Annotated in this window: 13 protein-coding genes; 11 read left to right on the forward strand and 2 right to left on the reverse strand. The window is 74.2% G+C overall.

The annotated features are described in order from the left end of the window. Nucleotides 1–98 precede the first annotated feature (98 nt). Nucleotides 99–3,806: a glycosyltransferase gene (locus ACIQD7_RS26870; RefSeq protein ID WP_402444887.1), complete on the forward strand. Its 3,708-nt coding sequence runs from the start codon at nucleotides 99–101 to the stop codon at nucleotides 3,804–3,806. Further along, the gene (locus ACIQD7_RS26875; RefSeq protein WP_402444889.1) at nucleotides 3,803–5,344 is read left to right on the forward strand and encodes a DUF5719 family protein; all 1,542 of its coding nucleotides are present in this window, start codon (nucleotides 3,803–3,805) and stop codon (nucleotides 5,342–5,344) included. The genes ACIQD7_RS26870 and ACIQD7_RS26875 overlap by 4 nt, the downstream gene beginning before the upstream one ends. Before the next feature lie 109 nt (nucleotides 5,345–5,453). On the opposite strand, the gene ACIQD7_RS26880 is transcribed toward ACIQD7_RS26875, so the two are convergent. Continuing rightward, complete coding sequence (locus tag ACIQD7_RS26880) at nucleotides 5,454–5,909, reverse strand: metallopeptidase family protein (RefSeq protein WP_121832830.1); 456 nt, start codon at nucleotides 5,907–5,909, stop codon at nucleotides 5,454–5,456. A gap of 309 nt (nucleotides 5,910–6,218) precedes the next feature. Here ACIQD7_RS26880 and ACIQD7_RS26885 point away from each other — a divergent pair, with 309 nt between their 5' ends. From ACIQD7_RS26885 to ACIQD7_RS26920, 8 genes are all read left to right on the forward strand, one after another. Then, nucleotides 6,219–6,653: a DUF3499 domain-containing protein gene (locus tag ACIQD7_RS26885; RefSeq protein ID WP_121832831.1), complete on the forward strand. Its 435-nt coding sequence runs from the start codon at nucleotides 6,219–6,221 to the stop codon at nucleotides 6,651–6,653. Between the two features lie 216 nt (nucleotides 6,654–6,869). After that, nucleotides 6,870–8,237 (forward strand): phosphomannomutase/phosphoglucomutase, encoded by a 1,368-nt coding sequence (locus ACIQD7_RS26890; RefSeq protein WP_121832832.1) that lies wholly within the window; start codon nucleotides 6,870–6,872, stop codon nucleotides 8,235–8,237. Between the two features lie 122 nt (nucleotides 8,238–8,359). Continuing rightward, nucleotides 8,360–8,542 (forward strand): Trm112 family protein, encoded by a 183-nt coding sequence (locus ACIQD7_RS26895; RefSeq protein ID WP_030221689.1) that lies wholly within the window; start codon nucleotides 8,360–8,362, stop codon nucleotides 8,540–8,542. A gap of 359 nt (nucleotides 8,543–8,901) precedes the next feature. Then, the gene (locus ACIQD7_RS26900) at nucleotides 8,902–10,050 is read left to right on the forward strand and encodes an SIS domain-containing protein (RefSeq protein WP_402444891.1); all 1,149 of its coding nucleotides are present in this window, start codon (nucleotides 8,902–8,904) and stop codon (nucleotides 10,048–10,050) included. A gap of 171 nt (nucleotides 10,051–10,221) precedes the next feature. Beyond that, nucleotides 10,222–11,373 carry a mannose-6-phosphate isomerase, class I gene (gene manA / locus ACIQD7_RS26905; RefSeq protein ID WP_391057381.1) on the forward strand — a complete coding sequence of 384 codons (1,152 nt, stop codon included), beginning with the start codon at nucleotides 10,222–10,224 and terminating at the stop codon, nucleotides 11,371–11,373. A 66-nt stretch (nucleotides 11,374–11,439) separates the two neighbouring features. After that, nucleotides 11,440–12,405 (forward strand): cation diffusion facilitator family transporter, encoded by a 966-nt coding sequence (locus tag ACIQD7_RS26910; protein WP_121833583.1) that lies wholly within the window; start codon nucleotides 11,440–11,442, stop codon nucleotides 12,403–12,405. A 410-nt stretch (nucleotides 12,406–12,815) separates the two neighbouring features. After that, complete coding sequence (gene ahcY / locus ACIQD7_RS26915; protein ID WP_121833582.1) at nucleotides 12,816–14,270, forward strand: adenosylhomocysteinase; 1,455 nt, start codon at nucleotides 12,816–12,818, stop codon at nucleotides 14,268–14,270. 173 nt (nucleotides 14,271–14,443) lie between these two features. After that, nucleotides 14,444–15,058, forward strand: a complete 615-nt coding sequence (locus ACIQD7_RS26920) for a hypothetical protein (RefSeq protein ID WP_391166482.1) — start codon at nucleotides 14,444–14,446, stop codon at nucleotides 15,056–15,058. Between the two features lie 38 nt (nucleotides 15,059–15,096). On the opposite strand, the gene ACIQD7_RS26925 is transcribed toward ACIQD7_RS26920, so the two are convergent. Continuing rightward, entirely contained in the window at nucleotides 15,097–16,092 is a 996-nt protein-coding gene (locus ACIQD7_RS26925; RefSeq protein ID WP_402444894.1) for an RDD family protein, read from the reverse strand. A 123-nt stretch (nucleotides 16,093–16,215) separates the two neighbouring features. Here ACIQD7_RS26925 and ACIQD7_RS26930 point away from each other — a divergent pair, with 123 nt between their 5' ends. Further along, nucleotides 16,216–17,223, forward strand: a complete 1,008-nt coding sequence (locus ACIQD7_RS26930; protein WP_402444895.1) for a stage II sporulation protein M — start codon at nucleotides 16,216–16,218, stop codon at nucleotides 17,221–17,223. Nucleotides 17,224–17,618 lie beyond the last annotated feature (395 nt).

Here is a 17,618-nt window from a genome sequence, read left to right on the forward strand (position 1 = left end):
GGCGGACCGCTCCGCGCGCAGCCGTTAGTGTGGGCCTCCGTCCGAGACGCTCCCCACGCCCCCCGCGGGCGACCCCCGGCCGGAGGGCCCGTAGCTCGATGTCCTCAACTCCTGAGTTCCCGCGACACGTCGTCACCGCCGTGCTCGTCACCCACGACGGCGCCCGCTGGCTGCCCGACGCCCTGGCCGGCCTGCTCGCCCAGGAACGCCCCGTGCAGAACGCGGTCGCGGCCGACACCGGCAGCGCCGACGACTCCGCGCGGCTCGTCGCCGACGCCCTCGGCGACGACCGCGTCCTGCACCTCGCGCGCCGCACCGGCTTCGGCGCCGCCGTCGAGGAGGCCGCCCGCACCGCGCCCGTGCTCGGACCCGAGGACCTGCCCTACCTGAAGCGCCCCAGCGGCTGGGACCCCGTCAGCCGCACCTGGAACGACGAGGCCTACGACCTCCCCGAACTCCCGCACGGCGAACCGGTCCAGTGGCTCTGGCTCCTCCACGACGACTGCGCGCCCGAGCCCGACGCCCTCGCCGAACTCCTGCGCGTCGCCGACTCCGACGCGTACGCCGCCGTCGTCGGCCCCAAGCTGCGCGGCTGGTACGACCGCAAGCAGCTCCTGGAGGCCGGCGTCTCCATCGCCCGCAGCGGCCGCCGCTGGACCGGCCTCGACCGCCGCGAGCAGGACCAGGGCCAGCACGACCAGGTCCGCTCCGTCCTCTCCGTCTCCACCGCCGGCATGTTGATCCGCCGCGACGTCTTCGAGGAGCTCGGCGGCTTCGACCGGCGCCTGCCCCTCATGCGCGACGACGTCGACCTGTGCTGGCGCGCCCACGCCGCCGGACACCGCGTCCTCGTCGCCCCCGACGCCGTCCTGCGGCACGCCGAGGCCTCCGCCCGCGAGCGCCGCACCGTCGACTGCGCCGGCCGCACCGCCGCCAACCCGCACCGCGTCGACAAGGCCGGAGCCGTCTACACGCTCCTCGCCAACACCCGCGGCGCCGCCCTCCCGTACGTCTTCGCACGGCTCGTCCTCAGCACCCTGCTCCGCACCCTCGCCTACCTCGTCGGCAAGGTCCCCGGGCAGGCCGTCGACGAGGTCATGGGCCTCCTCGCCACCCTGCTGCGCCCCGAGAAGATCCTCGCCGCCCGCAAGCGGCGCAAGAACCCCGCCGTCCCCGCGGGCGAACTCCGCCCGCTCTTCCCGCCGCCCGGCGCCACCGTCCGCGCCGCCGTCGAACAGCTCGCCGTCAACTTCGGCGGCAACGAGGCGGACTCCGGCGGCTCCCGCCACGGCGTCGTCGAGTCGGGACCCGGCGGCGACGACGCCGACTACCTGGAGATCGAGCAGTTCGCCCGGCTCAAGAAGATCGCCCGCAGACCCGGCCCGGTCCTCTTCGCCCTGCTCCTCCTCGTCTCCCTCGTCGCCTGCCGCAACCTCTTCTCCGGCGGCTCCCTGGCCGGCGGCGCCCTGCTGCCCGCCCCCGACACCGTCTCCGGACTCTGGTCCCGCTACGCCGACACCTGGCACCCCCTCGGCACCGGCGGCACCCAGTCCGCCCCGCCCTACCTCGCCGCCCTGGCCGCGCTCTCCGCGCTGTTCCTCGGCTCCACCTCCACCGCCCTGACCCTGCTGCTCGTCTGCTCGGTCCCGCTCGCCGGCTTCACCGCGTACTTCGCCTCCCGGGGCATCGTCGAGTCCCGGCTGCTGCGCGCCTGGGGCGCCGTCGCCTACGCCTTCCTGCCCGCCGTCACCGGCGCCCTCGCCACCGGCCGGCTCGGCACCGCCGTCCTCGCGATCCTGCTCCCGCTGATCGCCCGCGCCGCCGTCGCCGCCCACGGCTTCAACCGGCCCGACCGGGGCAGCTGGCGCGCCACCTGGGCGTACGCGCTCCTGCTCACCTTCACGACCGCGTTCACCCCGGTCGTCTGGCCCCTCGCCGTCGTCCTCGGCCTCGGCGTCCTCGCCGTCCGCCGCTCCGACCCCACCGCATACGGGCTCCGCTTCCTCGCCGCCGTCGGCACCCCCCTGCTCGTCCTCGCCCCCTGGTCGCTCACGCTCCTCACCGAGCCCTCCGCCTTCCTGCGCGAGGCCGGCGTCGACCTGCGCACGGGCACCGCCACCGCCCTCGACCTGCTCGGCACCAGCCCCGGCGGCCCCGGCACCACCGGCGGCCTCCTCCTGATCGGCCTCGTCCTCGCCGGCCTGGCCGGGCTGCTGCGCGAGGAGCGCCGGCTCGCCGTCCACGCCGCCTGGGCCGCCGCCCTCGCCGGACTCCTCTTCGCCGTCCTGACCAACGGCGCGGGCGGCACCGGCTGGGCCGGACCCGCCACCCTCGTCTACGGCGCCGCCCTCATCGCCGCCGGCATGATCGGCGCCGAGGGCGGCCGCACCCGCGTCGCCGCCCACGGCTTCGGCTGGCGCCAGCCCGTCGCCGCCCTGATCGCCCTCGCCTGCGCCGCGGGCCCCGCGCTCGCCGCCGCCGGCTGGATGATCGGCGGCGCCGACGGCCCGCTGACCCGCCGCGACCCGGTCCAGGTCCCGGCCTTCGTCGCCGAGGAGAGCACCACCCGCGACCAGCCCCGCACCCTCGTCCTCGGCGGCTCCACCCCCGGCGAGGTCGCCTACACCCTGGTGCGCGGCTCCGGCGCCCGCCTCGGCGACGCCGAGCTCACCGCCACCGCCGAGGGCGACCCGCACCTCGACCGGGTCGTCGCCCTCCTCGTCGCCGGCTCCGGCGCCGAGCAGACCGAGCAGCTCAGCGGCTACGCGATCCGCTACGTCCTGGTACGGGACGGGGCCCCGCGCCAGATGAGCCGCGTCCTCGACTCCACCCCCGGCCTCAGCCGCCTCAGCCAGATCGACGGCAGCGCCCTCTGGCGCGTGGACCGCGAGATCGCCCGCGCCATGATCGTCCCGCCCGCCGGGGCCGCCGGAGGAACGGACGAGGAGCCCGCCAAGGCCGTCCCCGTCGCCGCCGGACCCGTCGAGATCCACACCGAGGTCCCCGCGGGCCCCGCCGGCCGCGTCCTGCGCCTCGCCGACCGCGCCGCCGAGGGCTGGACCGCCACCCTCGACGGCAAGGAGCTGAAGCGGACCACCGTCGACGGCTGGGCCCAGGGCTTCGAGCTCCCCGACCGGGGCGGCCGCCTCGACGTCACGTACGACGAGCCGTTCGCCCACACCGCGTGGATCTGGACCCAGGTCGCCCTCGGCGTCGTCCTGCTCGTCCTCGCCCTGCCCGGCCGCCGCCGCGAGATCGACGACGACCTGCCCGAGGAGGAGCTCGCGATCCCCGCCCAGGCCGCCGAGGGCGACGGCCGCCGCGCCCGCCGCCTGCGCGCCGCCGCCGAGGCGGAGGCGGAGACCGGGGCCGTCCCCGGGGCCGGTGAGCAGCCCTTCCCCGACGCGCCGGAGCACGGACCTGCCCCGGTCCCGATCCCGGAGCAGCAGTCTCGCGAGCCCGGGGACGGGGGCCAGGACTGGGACGGCGGCTACGACCCCGCCTACGTCCGGACCCCGGACCACGCCGGGGAAGGGGCCCGGGACCAGCAGCCCTACGCCGACCAGGCCCCCTACCAGGAGTACGCGGCCGACCCGTACCAGCAGCAGCCGTACGCGTACCCCCAGCAGGGTTACGAGCAGCAGCAGTACGACCCGCAGGGCTACGACCCGCAGCAGTACGGCGGACCGGGCTACGACCCGCAGCAGGGGTACGACCCCCAGCAGTACGACCCGTACGGCTACGGCTACGGACAGCCCCGGGACCACGAGACCGAGCAGCGTCCCGACGGGAGCAGCAACCAGTGAAGCGCACGACCCTCTCCCTGATCGCGGGCGCCACGGCCCTCGCCGCCGTCACCGGCTTCGCCGCCCTCACCGCCCCCGAGGGCACCGCCGCCCCCGAGGCGACGAAGGCCACCACCCGGCTCCCGGTCGAGCGCGTCGGCCTGGCCTGCCCGGTCCCGAGCTCCTCCGAGGTGGCCGAGACCGTCTACACCTCGTACACCCCGGCGGGAACGGACACCGGCAAGACCCCGGGAGCCGACAAGGGCAAGGGCAACGACAAGGCCGAGAAGCCCACGGCCCTCCTGAAGCCCGCCACGGGCGCGACGGCCTCCGACGGGACCGGCAAGAAGCCCGCGGCGCCCAAGGCCCCCGCCACCGTCACGACCCCCGGCAAGCCCGTCACCGCCGAGGCGAACGGCGCGTCCGTGCCCGCCCTCACCGGCTCGGCCACCGGCGCCCTCGCCCCCGGCTGGACCGTCCAGCAGACCACCGTCGTCCCGGCGGGCGGCTCGCGCGGCCTCCTCGGCCTCACCTGCGGCGCCCCCGACACCGACTTCTGGTTCCCGGCGGCCTCCACCGCCAAGGCGCGCCACGACTACGTCCACCTCACCAACCCGGACGACACGGCCGCCGTCGCCGACATCACGCTGTACGGCCCCGAGGGCGTCCTCAAGTCCCAGTTCACCGAGGGCATCCCGGTCCCCGCCCACTCCACGGTCCCGGTCCTCCTCTCGACGCTCACCCACGAGGCCGCCCAGCGGGACGTCACCGTGCACGTCACCACCCGCAGCGGGCGGGTCGGCGCGGCCGTCGGCGTCGCCGACGACAAGCTCGGCAGCGACTGGCTCTCCGCCTCGGCCGACCCGTCGGGCAGCGTCGTCCTCCCCGGCATCCCGGCCGACGCCACCTCGGTGCGGCTGGTGGTCTTCGCCCCCGGTCAGGACGACGCCGACCTGAAGGTCAAGCTGTCCACCGCGAACGGCGCGATCGTCCCGGCGGGCGCGGGCACCCTGCACGTGAAGTCCGGGATGACGACCTCCATCGACCTTCCGGACCTCACCCGGGGCTCGGCGGCCTCCCTGTTCCTCGCCCCGGAGGACGCGAAGCGGCCCGTCCCGGTCGTGGCCGCCCTCCAGGTGGTCCGGGGCAAGGGCGAGAAGAGCGAGATCGCCTTCATCCCGGCGGCGGGCCCGATCTCCGCCCGCGCGACGGTCGCGGACAACCGCGCCAAGGCCTCGACGCTCTCCCTGACCGCCCCCGACGCCGACGCGCAGGTCAAGATCACGGCCTCGGCGGGCTCCGGGGCGGGCACGCCCGTGTCGAAGACGGTCACGGTCAGGGCCGGCACGACGACGGCCCTCACCGACCTCGCCCCCCAGGGCCTCAAGGGCTCCTACGCGCTGACCGTCGAACCGGTCTCCGGCGGCAAGGTCCACGCGGCCCGGACGCTCGCCGTGCCGCAGGACGGCGTCCCGATGTTCACCGTCCAGACCCTCACCGACGACCGGGGCACGGTCGAGGTCCCGTCGGCCCGCCAGGACCTGGGAGTACTGGACTGACCCGGCCCCGTACGGGTGAACCGGGTGGGACCGGATGGGCGGAAGCCGTACGGGCCCGCACGGCCACCGGCCCCGCCCCGCTCGGTCCGCCCCGCTCGGTCCCGCCCGCTCAGTCCTGCCCGTACCGGGGGTCGACCGACTCGGGGGAGAGGCCGAGCAGCTCGGCGACCTGCTCCACGACCACCTCGTGGACCAGGAGCGCCCGCTCGTCCCGGTTCTTCGAGCGGATCTCGACCGGCCGCCGGTAGACGACCACCCGGGCGGGCTCGCCCTTCTCCGCCGGGAGCGAGCCGCCCAGCGGCACCGTCTCGCCCGGCACGGGCGGCGGCACCTCCAGGACCAGGAACTCGACGTCGGCCAGCTGCGGCCAGCGCCGCTCCAGGCGCTCCACCGAGTCGAGGACCAGATCGCGGAAGGTGTCGGCCCGGCTCGCGGAGAGCGGCACCTGCGGCGGCGCGACGGGACCCCGCATCCCGCGGCCGTGCCGGTCGCGGCGGCGGACCCGGGGCTCCGCCGGGGGCTCCGCGGGGCGGTGCTGGGGGCTCGGCGGCACAGGACTGTCCATCACTGACGCAGCGTAACCCCCATCGGTCCTCCGTACCGTGGCGCGTCCTCGCCACCTTCCGCGGAGCCTCCGGCCCGTTCCCGCCCCGTCCGCGCCCCAGCTGTCGAAACCTGAACATTCCGGCCAATCGCGCGCCCGGTTCGGCGGCCCGTCGCGATCGGCCATCTGGCCCTGATTGACCGGATTCGTATCCTGGAGTGTCCGAATCGCCACCTGCCCCGGAACCCCCGCGATCCCTTCCCCGCAGGTCGGAACGGCCGCCCCGGACGGGGGTGTGGCGGAGTTCACACCGCGACACGGTGGAGTGACCTGAGGGAGAGTCGTCGCGGCCCGCTCAAGAGTGCGGTACCGTCCAACGTCGTGAGCCCTGTACGTCGCTGTTCGCGCACCGCGTGCGGCCGCCCTGCCGTCGCGACACTGACGTACGTCTATGCCGACTCGACTGCGGTCCTCGGCCCGCTCGCCACCTACGCCGAGCCCCACTGCTACGACCTGTGCGCCGAGCACGGCGAACGCCTCACCGCCCCGCGCGGCTGGGAGGTCGTGCGGCTCTCCGACGGCTCCGCCCCCTCCCGCCCCAGCGGCGACGACCTCGAAGCCCTGGCCAACGCGGTACGGGAGGCGGCCCGCCCCCAGGAGCGCGCGGCCGGCGCCGGCGGCAAGGGCGGCGGAGGACGCGGCGGCGACCCCATGGAGGTCGGACGCCGTGGCCACCTGCGAGTGCTCCGCTCCCCCGACAACTGAGCGGCCCCCGGACCCGTCCGGGAGCCGACACCCGGCCCGTCCCGGAGCCGACACCCGGCTTGTTCCCGAGCCACCCCCCGGCCCGCCGCAGCCCGACGACCGGGCGCAACCGGGCGCAACCGGCCACCGTCCGCATCCCCCCGCCCCACTCCGGGTAGTTTTGGCGTTCCGTACACGCGCCGCACACGCGTGCCCAGAACTCAGGAGGGTGGATCCGTGACTGCCGATCTGTCGCAGATCGTGAAGGCGTACGACATCCGCGGAGTGGTACCCGACCAGTGGGACGAGCGGCTCGCCGAGCTCTTCGGCGCCGCCTTCGTCCGGGTGACGGACGCGGACGCGATCGTCGTCGGCCACGACATGCGCCCCTCGTCCCCCGGCCTCGCGAACGCCTTCGCGCGCGGCGCGACCCGCCTCGGCGCCGACGTCACCCTCATCGGCCTCTGCTCCACCGACCAGCTGTACTTCGCCTCCGGCAGCCTCGGCCTGCCCGGCGCGATGTTCACGGCCTCCCACAACCCGGCCCAGTACAACGGCATCAAGATGTGCCGCGCCGGAGCCGCCCCCGTCGGCCAGGACACCGGCCTCGCCGACATCCGTGCCCTCGCCGAGGAGTGGTCCGAGAAGGGCGCCCCCGAGGCCGCCGCCACCCCCGGCACCCTCACCGAGCGGGACACCCTCCAGGACTACGCCGCCCACCTCAAGGGCCTCGTCGACCTCGCCGGCATCCGCCCGCTCAAGGTCGTCGTGGACGCGGGCAACGGCATGGGCGGCCACACCGTCCCCACCGTCTTCGAAGGCCTCCCGCTCGACACCGTCCCGATGTACTTCGAGCTGGACGGCACCTTCCCGAACCACGAGGCCAACCCCCTCGACCCGAAGAACATCGTGGACCTCCAGGCCCGCGTCCGCGAGGAGGGCGCCGACCTCGGCCTCGCCTTCGACGGCGACGCCGACCGCTGCTTCGTCGTCGACGAGCGCGGCGAGCCGGTCTCCCCGTCCGCGATCACGGCCCTCGTCGCCGCCCGCGAACTCGCCAAGCACCCCGGCGGAACGATCATCCACAACCTGATCACCTCCTGGTCCGTGCCCGAGGTCGTCCGCGAGCAGGGCGGCGAGGCCGTCCGCACCCGCGTCGGCCACTCCTTCATCAAGGAGGAGATGGCGAAGACCGGCGCGATCTTCGGCGGCGAGCACTCGGCCCACTACTACTTCCGGGACTTCTGGAACGCCGACACCGGGATGCTCGCCGCACTCCACGTCCTCGCGGCCCTCGGCGGCCAGCAGGGCACCCTCTCGGAGCTGGTCGCCGCCTACGACCGCTACGCCTCCTCCGGCGAGATCAACTCCACCGTCACCGACCAGGCCGCCAGCACGGCCCGGGTCAGGGCGGCGTACGAGGGCGGCGAAGGGATCACCCTCGACGAGCTCGACGGCCTCACCGTGACCTCCGCCGACTGGTGGTTCAACCTCCGCGCCTCCAACACCGAGCCCCTCCTCCGGCTCAACGTCGAGGCTCGCGACGAGGCCACCACGGCCCGGATCCGCGACGAGGTCCTCGCCCTGGTCCGGTCGGCGGACTGACCCCGCGCCCACCGCCGGGGAACGGGGCGGCCCCCGTTCCCCGGCGGTAGGCTGACCTGGCCCGAAGGACGGCACCACCACCGTCCGCCGCCCACCCGCAGTTCGTCCGAAGGGACCACCCCATGCCGCTCGAAGCCGGCCTCCTGGAGATCCTGGCCTGCCCCGCGTGCCACGCCCCGCTGAACGACCGCACGGCGGACGAGACCCCCGAGCTGGTCTGCACGGGCACCGACTGCGGCCTCGCCTACCCGGTCCGCGACGGCATCCCGGTCCTCCTCACGGACGAGGCCCGCCGCCCGGCCTGACCGGCCCGCACGGGGCCACCGCCCGACGCGACCGGCACGTACGGGGCCCACCGCCCGGCACGTACGAGGCCTGCCGCCCGGCGCGACCGGCCCGCACCCCCGCAGCGGCCGACCCCCACCGGGCCCACCGCCCCCCGGCGGCCGGCCCCGAGGACGACGACCGCCCACCGGACCCGGGCCACCACGAGCGGCGGACGCCGACGGCGGGTACCACCCGGAAGAGGGCCCGCACCTCCGCGCACCCGGTGGTACGAGTGGTGCGGGCGCGCACCGCAGGCGCCGGGCGCACCCCGGAGCCCCGCCCCGCGCCGGCGCCCACCGCACCGCCCACCGACCCCGCTCATCCCGGGAGGCACCAGATGCTCGACGAGACCCTCCTCGACGCCCCGGACGACCTCGCCCTGGCCGACCGCCGGGGCCTCCTCCGCGGCGCCGCCGAAGCAGGCGCCCGGGTACGGACCGCCACCCGCCACGCCGCCGACGCCGGCATCGCGGACCTCCGCCCCGAGGGCCGCCCCCGCGCCGTCCTCGTCGCGGGCCCCGGCACCGCCGCCACCGGCGTCGCCGACCTGATCGGCGCCCTCGCCGGAGCCTCCGCCCCCGTCGTACGCCTCCGCCCCACCGGCGTCGCCCCCGCCGCCGGAGCCCTGCGCTGGGCGCTGCCCGGCTGGGCCGGCTCCGTGGACCTGCTGCTGCTCCCCACCACCGACGGCTCCGAACCGGGCCTCGCCCTCCTCGCCGAGCAGGCGTACCGGCGCGGCATCACGGTCGTCGCCGTCGCCCCCCAGGGCTGCCCGCTCGCGGAGGCGGTCAGCGGCTCGCACGGCATGTTCGTCCCGATGGCCGTCGCCCCGAACGAGGCCCCCGACGAGTACGCCGAGAACATCGCGGCCAGCCCCGGCGCCCTCTGGGCCCTCTTCACCCCGCTGCTCGCCCTCCTCGACCGCGTCGGCCTCCTGGAGGCACCGCCCGAGGCCCTGGAGAAGGTCGCCGACCGCCTCGACCGCACGGCCGAACGCTGCGGCCCGGCCATCGCCACGTACAGCAACCCGGCGAAGACCCTCGCCGCCGAGCTGGCGGACTCGCTCCCGCTGATCTGGACCGAGGGCAGCGCCGCCGGACCGGCCGGCCGCCGGTTCGCCGCCGTCCTGGCGGAGCTCGCCGGACTGCCCGCCCTCGCCGCCGAACTCCCCGAGGCCCTGCCCGCGCACGGCGTCCTGCTCGCCGGCGACTACGCGGCGGGCGCCGACCCCGACGACTTCTTCCGCGACCGGGTCGACGAGCCGCAGGCCCTGCGGGCCCGGGTGGTCCTCCTCCGCGACCGGCCGGCCGGCGGCCTCAGCGCCGCCCCCGCCGCCCGGGAACTGGCCCTCGGCCACGAGACCGCCGTCAGCGAACTGGAGCCGGAGGAGGGCGGCGACCTGGAGACGCTCGCCGAACTCCTCGCCGTCACCGACTTCGCGGCCGTCTACCTGGCCCTGGCCACCCGCCCCACCCCGGCCCCGTAACCGCCGGACGGCGAAACCGCCCCGCACCGGGCGCATCGGCGCACCGACCCCGCGCCGACCCCGTACCGTCCACCACCCGGTCACCCACCCGTCATCCACCCCCTGTCATCTGTCTCCCGTGTCCCCCGACACCCGCACACCCGTCACCCACCCGAGAAGCTGGCAGGCACCATGGACCGCCTCGTCAACACCGTCCGCCCCTACGCCTGGGGATCCACGACGGCCATCCCGGAACTCCTGGGCACCGCCCCCACCGGCGAGCCGCAGGCCGAGATGTGGATGGGCGCCCACCCCGGTGCGCCCTCCCGCACCGAGCGCGGCCCGCTGAACGAGCTCATCGACGCCGACCCCGTACGCGAACTGGGCGAGCGGACCGTCGAGAGGTTCGGCCCCCGCCTCCCCTTCCTGTTCAAGATTCTCGCCGCCGGCGCCCCGCTCTCCCTCCAGGTCCACCCCGACCTCGACCAGGCGCGGTCCGGATTCGCCGCCGAGGAGGCCGCGGGCATCCCGGTCGACGCCCCGCACCGCACCTACAAGGACGCCCACCACAAGCCCGAGCTGATCTGCGCCCTCACCCCCTTCGAGGGGTTCTGCGGCTTCCGGGCCCCCGCCGACGCCGCCGACCTGATCGCCGCGCTCGGCGTCGACTCCCTCAAGCCGTACGTGGACCTGCTGCACGCCCACCCCGAGGAGGCCGCGCTTCGCGAGGTCCTGACGGCCCTGCTCACCGCCGACCCGGAGGAGATCGCGCACACCGTCGCCGAGGCCACCGCCGCCGCCGACCGCCTCGGCGGCGCCCACGCCCCGTACGCCCGCCTCGCCCACCACTACCCGAGCGACCCCGGCGTCATCGCCGCGATGCTCCTGCACCACGTACGGCTCCAGGCCGGCGAGGCCCTCTACCTCGGCGCGGGCGTCCCGCACGCCTACCTCGACGGCCTCGGCGTCGAGATCATGGCCAACTCCGACAACGTCCTGCGCTGCGGCCTCACCCCCAAGCACGTCGACGTCCCCGAACTCCTCCGGATCGTCCGCTTCGACCCGGCCGACCCCGCCGTCCTGCGCCCCGAGGCCTCCCCGTCGGGCGAGGAGGTCTACGAGACCCCGACCGACGAGTTCCGCCTCTCCCGTTTCGTACGGGCCGAGGGCGCCGCCCCCAACGACCTCACCGCCCCCACCCCCCAGATCCTGCTGGCCGTCGCGGGCCGCCCGGCGGCGGGCGACCTCCCCCTCGCCCCCGGCGAATCCGTCTTCGTCCCGGCGGGCGAGCGCATCCAACTGACCGGAGCGGGTACGGTCTTCCGCGCCACCGTCACGGCCTGATGCGACAATGACCGGCCGAACCGCGGCGATCGAGCCGGAGCACCGACGAAGGGAACCCGTACACCCATGAGCGCGTCAGGCGGAACCAAGGCGATCGTGGCGGCGCTCGCCGCGAATCTCGCGATCGCCGCAGCCAAGTTCGTGGCGTTCCTCTTCAGTGGTTCGTCCTCGATGCTCGCGGAGAGCGTCCACTCGCTCGCCGACTCCGGCAACCAGGGCCTGCTCCTCCTCGGCGGCAAGAAGGCCCGGCGCGAGGCGACCCCGCAACACCCCTTCGGCTACGGCCGCGAGCGCTACATCTACGCCTTCCTCGTCTCCATCGTGCTCTTCTCCGTCGGCGGCATGTTCGCCATCTACGAGGGCTACGAGAAGATCCACGACCCGCACGAGATCGAGGCCTGGTACTGGCCGGTCGGCGTCCTCGTCTTCGCGATCATCGCCGAGTCCTTCTCCTTCCGCACCGCCATCAAGGAGTCGAACCCGCTCCGCGGCAACCTCTCCTGGAAGGAGTTCGTCCGCCGCGCCAAGGCCCCCGAGCTCCCCGTCGTCCTCCTGGAGGACCTCGGCGCCCTCGTCGGCCTCATCCTGGCCCTCGGCGGCGTCGGCCTCGCCCTGCTCACCGGCAACGGCGTCTGGGACGGCATCGGCACCCTCTGCATCGGCGTCCTGCTCATCCTGATCGCCCTCGTCCTCGCCGCCGAGACCAAGTCGCTGCTCCTGGGCGAGGCCGCCGGCACCGAAGAGGTCGAGAAGATCGAGGCCGCCGTCGTCGACGGCACGACGGTCACCCGCCTCATCCACATGCGCACGCTCCACCTCGGCCCCGAGGAGCTGCTCGTCGCCGCCAAGATCGCCGTCGCGCACGACGAGACCGCCACCGAGGTCGCGCACGCCATCAACGCCGCCGAGGAGCGCATCCGCGCCGCCGTCCCGATCGCCCGGGTCATCTACCTGGAGCCCGACATCTACAGCGAGAAGGAGGCCGCGGCGGGCCCCGACCCGGCCGCGACCCCGGGCGGCCCGAGCCACTGAGCCTCTGCCCCACTGAGCCGCTGACCGGCCCGAGCCTCTGCCCGGTCCGTGAGACGGGCCGCCGGTCCGACGACCGGATCCGGCCATCGAGCCCACCCCACCGAGCCCCCGGTCCGTACGCGCGGACCGGGGGCCCGGCGCGTACGGACCGGGTCCGGGACTGTCCGGGAGCCGCCCCCGGAGCCCGACGCGGACTGTGGCCCACCGTGCCGATCGGTGTAGATTCGTGACCAGCCAGACGTCGCTGCTGATGGCGGTCGGGCGGTCCCCCAGGGGACCGGCCGAGGGAGAGAGGGCCTCCGACGACGGCACCATGGAAGTCCCGGGCATTCCTGTGCCCAGGGACCCCCGCCGTGGTGCCCGGCGCCCCGAACGACCCTCGCACCCGACCCATGAGGAGCAGCCCCGTCATGACGACCGCAGCCCACCAGGACTTCAAGGTCGCCGACCTCTCCCTGGCCGCCTTCGGCCGCAAGGAGATCACCCTCGCCGAGCACGAGATGCCCGGCCTGATGTCCATCCGCCGCGAGTACGCCGAGCAGCAGCCCCTCGCCGGCGCCCGCGTCACCGGCTCCCTGCACATGACCGTGCAGACCGCCGTCCTCATCGAGACCCTGGTCGCCCTCGGCGCCGAGGTCCGCTGGGCCTCCTGCAACATCTTCTCCACCCAGGACCACGCCGCCGCGGCCATCGCCGTCGGCCCGAACGGCACCCCGGAGAACCCGCAGGGCGTCCCGGTCTTCGCCTGGAAGGGCGAGACCCTGGAGGAGTACTGGTGGTGCACCGAGCAGGCCCTCACCTGGCCGAACTCGCCCACCGGCGGCCCGAACATGATCCTGGACGACGGCGGTGACGCCACCCTCCTCGTCCACAAGGGCGTCGAGTTCGAGAAGGCCGGCTCCGCCCCGGACCCGGCCACCGCGGACAGCGAGGAGTACGCCCACATCCTGCGCCTCCTCAACCGCACCCTCGGCGAGAACCCGCAGAAGTGGACCCAGCTGGCGTCCGAGATCCGCGGCGTCACCGAGGAGACCACCACCGGCGTCCACCGCCTGTACGAGATGCACCGCGACGGCACGCTGCTGTTCCCGGCGATCAACGTGAACGACGCCGTCACGAAGTCGAAGTTCGACAACAAGTACGGCTGCCGCCACTCCCTCATCGACGGCATCAACCGCGCCACCGACGTCCTCATCGGCGGCAAGACCGCCGTCGTCTGCGGCTACGGCGACGTCGGCAAGGGCTGCGCCGAGTCCCTCCGCGGCCAGGGCGCCCGCGTCATCATCACCGAGATCGACCCGATCTGCGCCCTCCAGGCGGCGATGGACGGCTACCAGGTGACGACGCTGGACGACGTGGTGGAGACGGCGGACATCTTCATCACCACGACCGGCAACAAGGACATCATCATGGCCGGCGACATGGCCCGGATGAAGCACCAGGCCATCGTCGGCAACATCGGCCACTTCGACAACGAGATCGACATGGCCGGCCTCGCCAAGATTCCCGGCATCGTCAAGGACGAGGTCAAGCCCCAGGTCCACACCTGGACGTTCGAGGACGGCAAGGTCCTCATCGTCCTGTCCGAGGGCCGTCTGCTGAACCTCGGCAACGCGACCGGTCACCCCTCCTTCGTCATGTCGAACTCCTTCGCGGACCAGACCCTGGCCCAGATCGAGCTCTTCACCAAGCCGCAGGAGTACCCGACCGACGTCTACGTCCTCCCGAAGCACCTGGACGAGAAGGTCGCCCGCCTCCACCTGGACTCGCTCGGCGTCAAGCTGACGACCCTCCGCCCGGAGCAGGCCGCCTACATCGGCGTCGAGGTCGAGGGCCCGTACAAGCCGGACCACTACCGCTACTGACGGACCCCGCGGAGCACATCCGTCACGGAGCACATCCGTTACGGACGGACTCCGCGGAGGACACCGGCGGAGAACGTCCGCAGAGGATCAGGCAGGCCCCCCGCACCCCCGTGCCGGGGGGCCTGCCCCGTCCCGCCCCCTTGCTACCGCCCCTGGAAGCCACCCGAGGACCCATGCCCCGCGGCCGCTATTCGCTCCATGACCCGCACGATCACACCCCCCTCGGCGAAGAACACTTCCACTGCGCGCCCGGGCCTTCCGGCTGGCGCTACGTCGCGCAGACCACCACCCCCTCCGGTGATCACAGGGGCTCCGTCGACCTGGCCGTCGACGAACTGGGCCGCCCCATCCGCCTCGAACTGCACGCCGCCGGCTGGCAGGTCCGCGGCGCGGCCCTCGACGGCGTCACCTGGGTCCGTACGGACCCCGCCGGAGCCGAGGCCACCGAAGGCAATGTGCGCGCCCACGCCTTCACCGGCACCTCTCCGGCCTTCCTCGTCGCCCTCACGCGACTCCTGCGCCTCACCCCCGATTCCCCCGAGACCCGTGTCAGGCTCGTCGCCTTCACGGACCCGGTGCTCGCCCCCCTCACGGTCGACCAGTCCTGGGCCCTGCTGAGAAGTGAAGCGCACCCCACTGACAACGGCCCCCTGACGGTGGACGAATACCAGGTCAGCGCCCTGGACACGGGCGAACGGCACACCGTCCACATCGCCGGGGACGTCGTCCTCGCGGCCCCCGGCATCGAACTCGAAGACCTCGACACCCCGCCCTCGGTCTTCCCCTGACCCCACGCCCCGGAAGACCGCGGGAAGACCGCCGGACGTCAGGCGGGCGGGACGAACCCGGTGGCGGAGGACCCGCCGGCCGGAGGCGCACTCGGGGGAGAGACAGCGGGGGGAGGGGCGACCGGGGGAGTGACGGGGGAAGCACCCGAGGGCGGAACGACCGGAGGAACGGCCACGGCCGGAGGAACGGCCACCGCCGGAGCACCGAAGACCCGACCGGCCTCGAACTCGCCCCCGGCTCCGGTTCCGACCCCGGTCCTGTTCCCGACATCGGCCCCCGTTCCGGCCTCCGTGAACGCCCGCCGCGTGTCCCGCGCCTGCCGCTCGGCCACCACCTCCGCCAGATACGCGGAGGCCGGCACCCCCGCCGGCGGGGGCGTCCCCGTCCGGGCCACCAGCTCGTCGGCCAGGCGCTCGGCGAGCCGCCGCCCCACGGCCGGATCCAGTTCACGCGCGCGCGTGAGGTACTGGCGCACCTCCAGCCACAGCGACTCCGGCACCGCCGAGAGGTCGAGCCCGGCGAACCGCCCCACCAGCCACGGCGGCGGAGGAGGCACGGGCAGCACCCGCGCCGCGGGCAGCCGCTCCCGTACGACCAGAGTCCCCGCGAACACGTCCCCGAGCCGCCGCCCGCGCTCGGACACCAGCGACGCGACACAGGCGACGACGCCGAAGGTCATCAGGATCTCCACGACCCCCATGGCCCCCCGCACCAGCGCGTGCCGGAACCGGATCGGCCCGCCGTCGTCCCGCACGACCCGCAGCCCGCAGACCATCTTCCCGAGCGACCGCCCGTGGGACAGCGTCTCCACCGCGATCGGCGCCCCCACGAGGATCAGCAGGAAGGCCGCGACGGACACGGCCGCCACCGCCGCCTCGTCCAGCGAGGCCGTGGCGACCGCGAGCCCGAGCATGACCAACAGGTACGCGGCCCACACCACGACCAGATCGACGAGCACCGCGAGCGCCCGGCTCGGCAGCCGCGCGGGCTGCAGCCCCAGGACGACGGCATCGCCCGTCACCACACCACTCACGGCACCCGCCCACCCTTCTCCGGTCTTGCCCGACCCCTCCGAACGCCAGTCTGCCAAGCTGACCCCCAGCGCGCCGCAGTAGTACGGACCCGTCCGAAGCCAGTCCTGGAGCAGCAGCCGATCATGGACCTCGACGTCTACGTCACCGCCCACCGCGCGGAGTGGGAACGCCTCGACCACCTCCTGCGCCGGGGCGGGAAGCTGACGGGCGCCGAGGCGGACGAACTCGTCGCCCTCTACCAGCGCACGGCCACCCACCTCTCGATCGTGCAGTCCGGCGCCCCGGACCCGATGCTCACGGCCCGGCTCACCCAGCTCGTGGCCCGCGCCCGCGCCACCGTGACCGGCACCCGCCGCTCCTCGTGGCGCGACGCGGCCCGCTTCCTCACGACCGGCTTCCCGGCGGCCGTCCACCGCTCCCGCCACTGGTGGATCCCCACGGCCGTCCTCTCCACCCTGCTCGCGGTCCTCATCGGCTGGTGGATCGGCACGCACCCGGAGGTCCAGGCCTCGATCGGCGCCCCCGCCGAACTCCGCGAGATGACCCGCCCCGGCGGCCAGTACGAGACGTACTACTCCAGCCACCCGGCGGCCTCCTTCGCCGCCCAGGTCTGGACGAACAACGCCCAGGCCGCCGCCATGTGCCTGGTCTTGGGCGCCTTCCTGGGGATCCCGGTCCTCTGGATCCTCTTCCTGAACATGCTGAACCTCGGCATCGGCATCGGTCTGATGTCCGCCGCCGGGCGCCTCGACGTCTTCCTGGGCCTGATCCTTCCGCACGGCCTGCTGGAGCTGACCGCCGTCTTCGTGGCCGCCGGCACAGGCCTCCGCCTCGGCTGGACCGTCATCGAACCGGGCCCCACCACCCGCCGCGCGGCCCTCGCGGAACGGGGCCGGGCCGCCCTCGGCATGGCCATCGGCCTCGCCCTGGTCCTCTTCGTCTCGGGCCTGATCGAAGGCTTCGTCACCCCCTCCGGCCTGCCCACCTGGGCCCGCATCACCATCGGCATCACCGCCGAACTGGCATTCCTCGCGTACGTCCACGTCCTCGGCGGCCGCGCCTCCCGCGCCGGCGACCGGGGCGACCTGGAGGAGCCCGACCGCAACGCCATGCTCCCCACCGCGGCCTGATGTGCGTACGGCCCTGCTGAGCTGCTAGTCTCCTCCGGTGCCCGCAAAAGCTGTTGACACGGCGATTGCGGGGAGGTAGATTTGAACAGTTGCCTGGAGCTGGACAGCTCGGCAGCAACCAAGTAAAGTCTCACTCACTCCGGTCGGGAATTTCGATTCCCCGGAGTCACTTCGATTCTTATCCGAATCACGAAAGCCACCGATTAGGTCGGCCGAAATGAATCTGATAAAGTCGGAACCGCCGGAAGGGCCCGGAGCGAAAGCAAAAGGGGCCGGAAAGCACCGAGGAAATCGGATCGAAAAGATCTGATAGAGTCGGAAACGCAAGACCGAAGGGAAAAGCCCGGAGGAAAGCCCGCGAGGGTGAGTACGAAGGAAGCGTCCGTTCCTTGAGA

The organism is Streptomyces sp. NPDC093071, assembly GCF_044754545.1.
Lineage (GTDB): Bacteria > Actinomycetota > Actinomycetes > Streptomycetales > Streptomycetaceae > Streptomyces.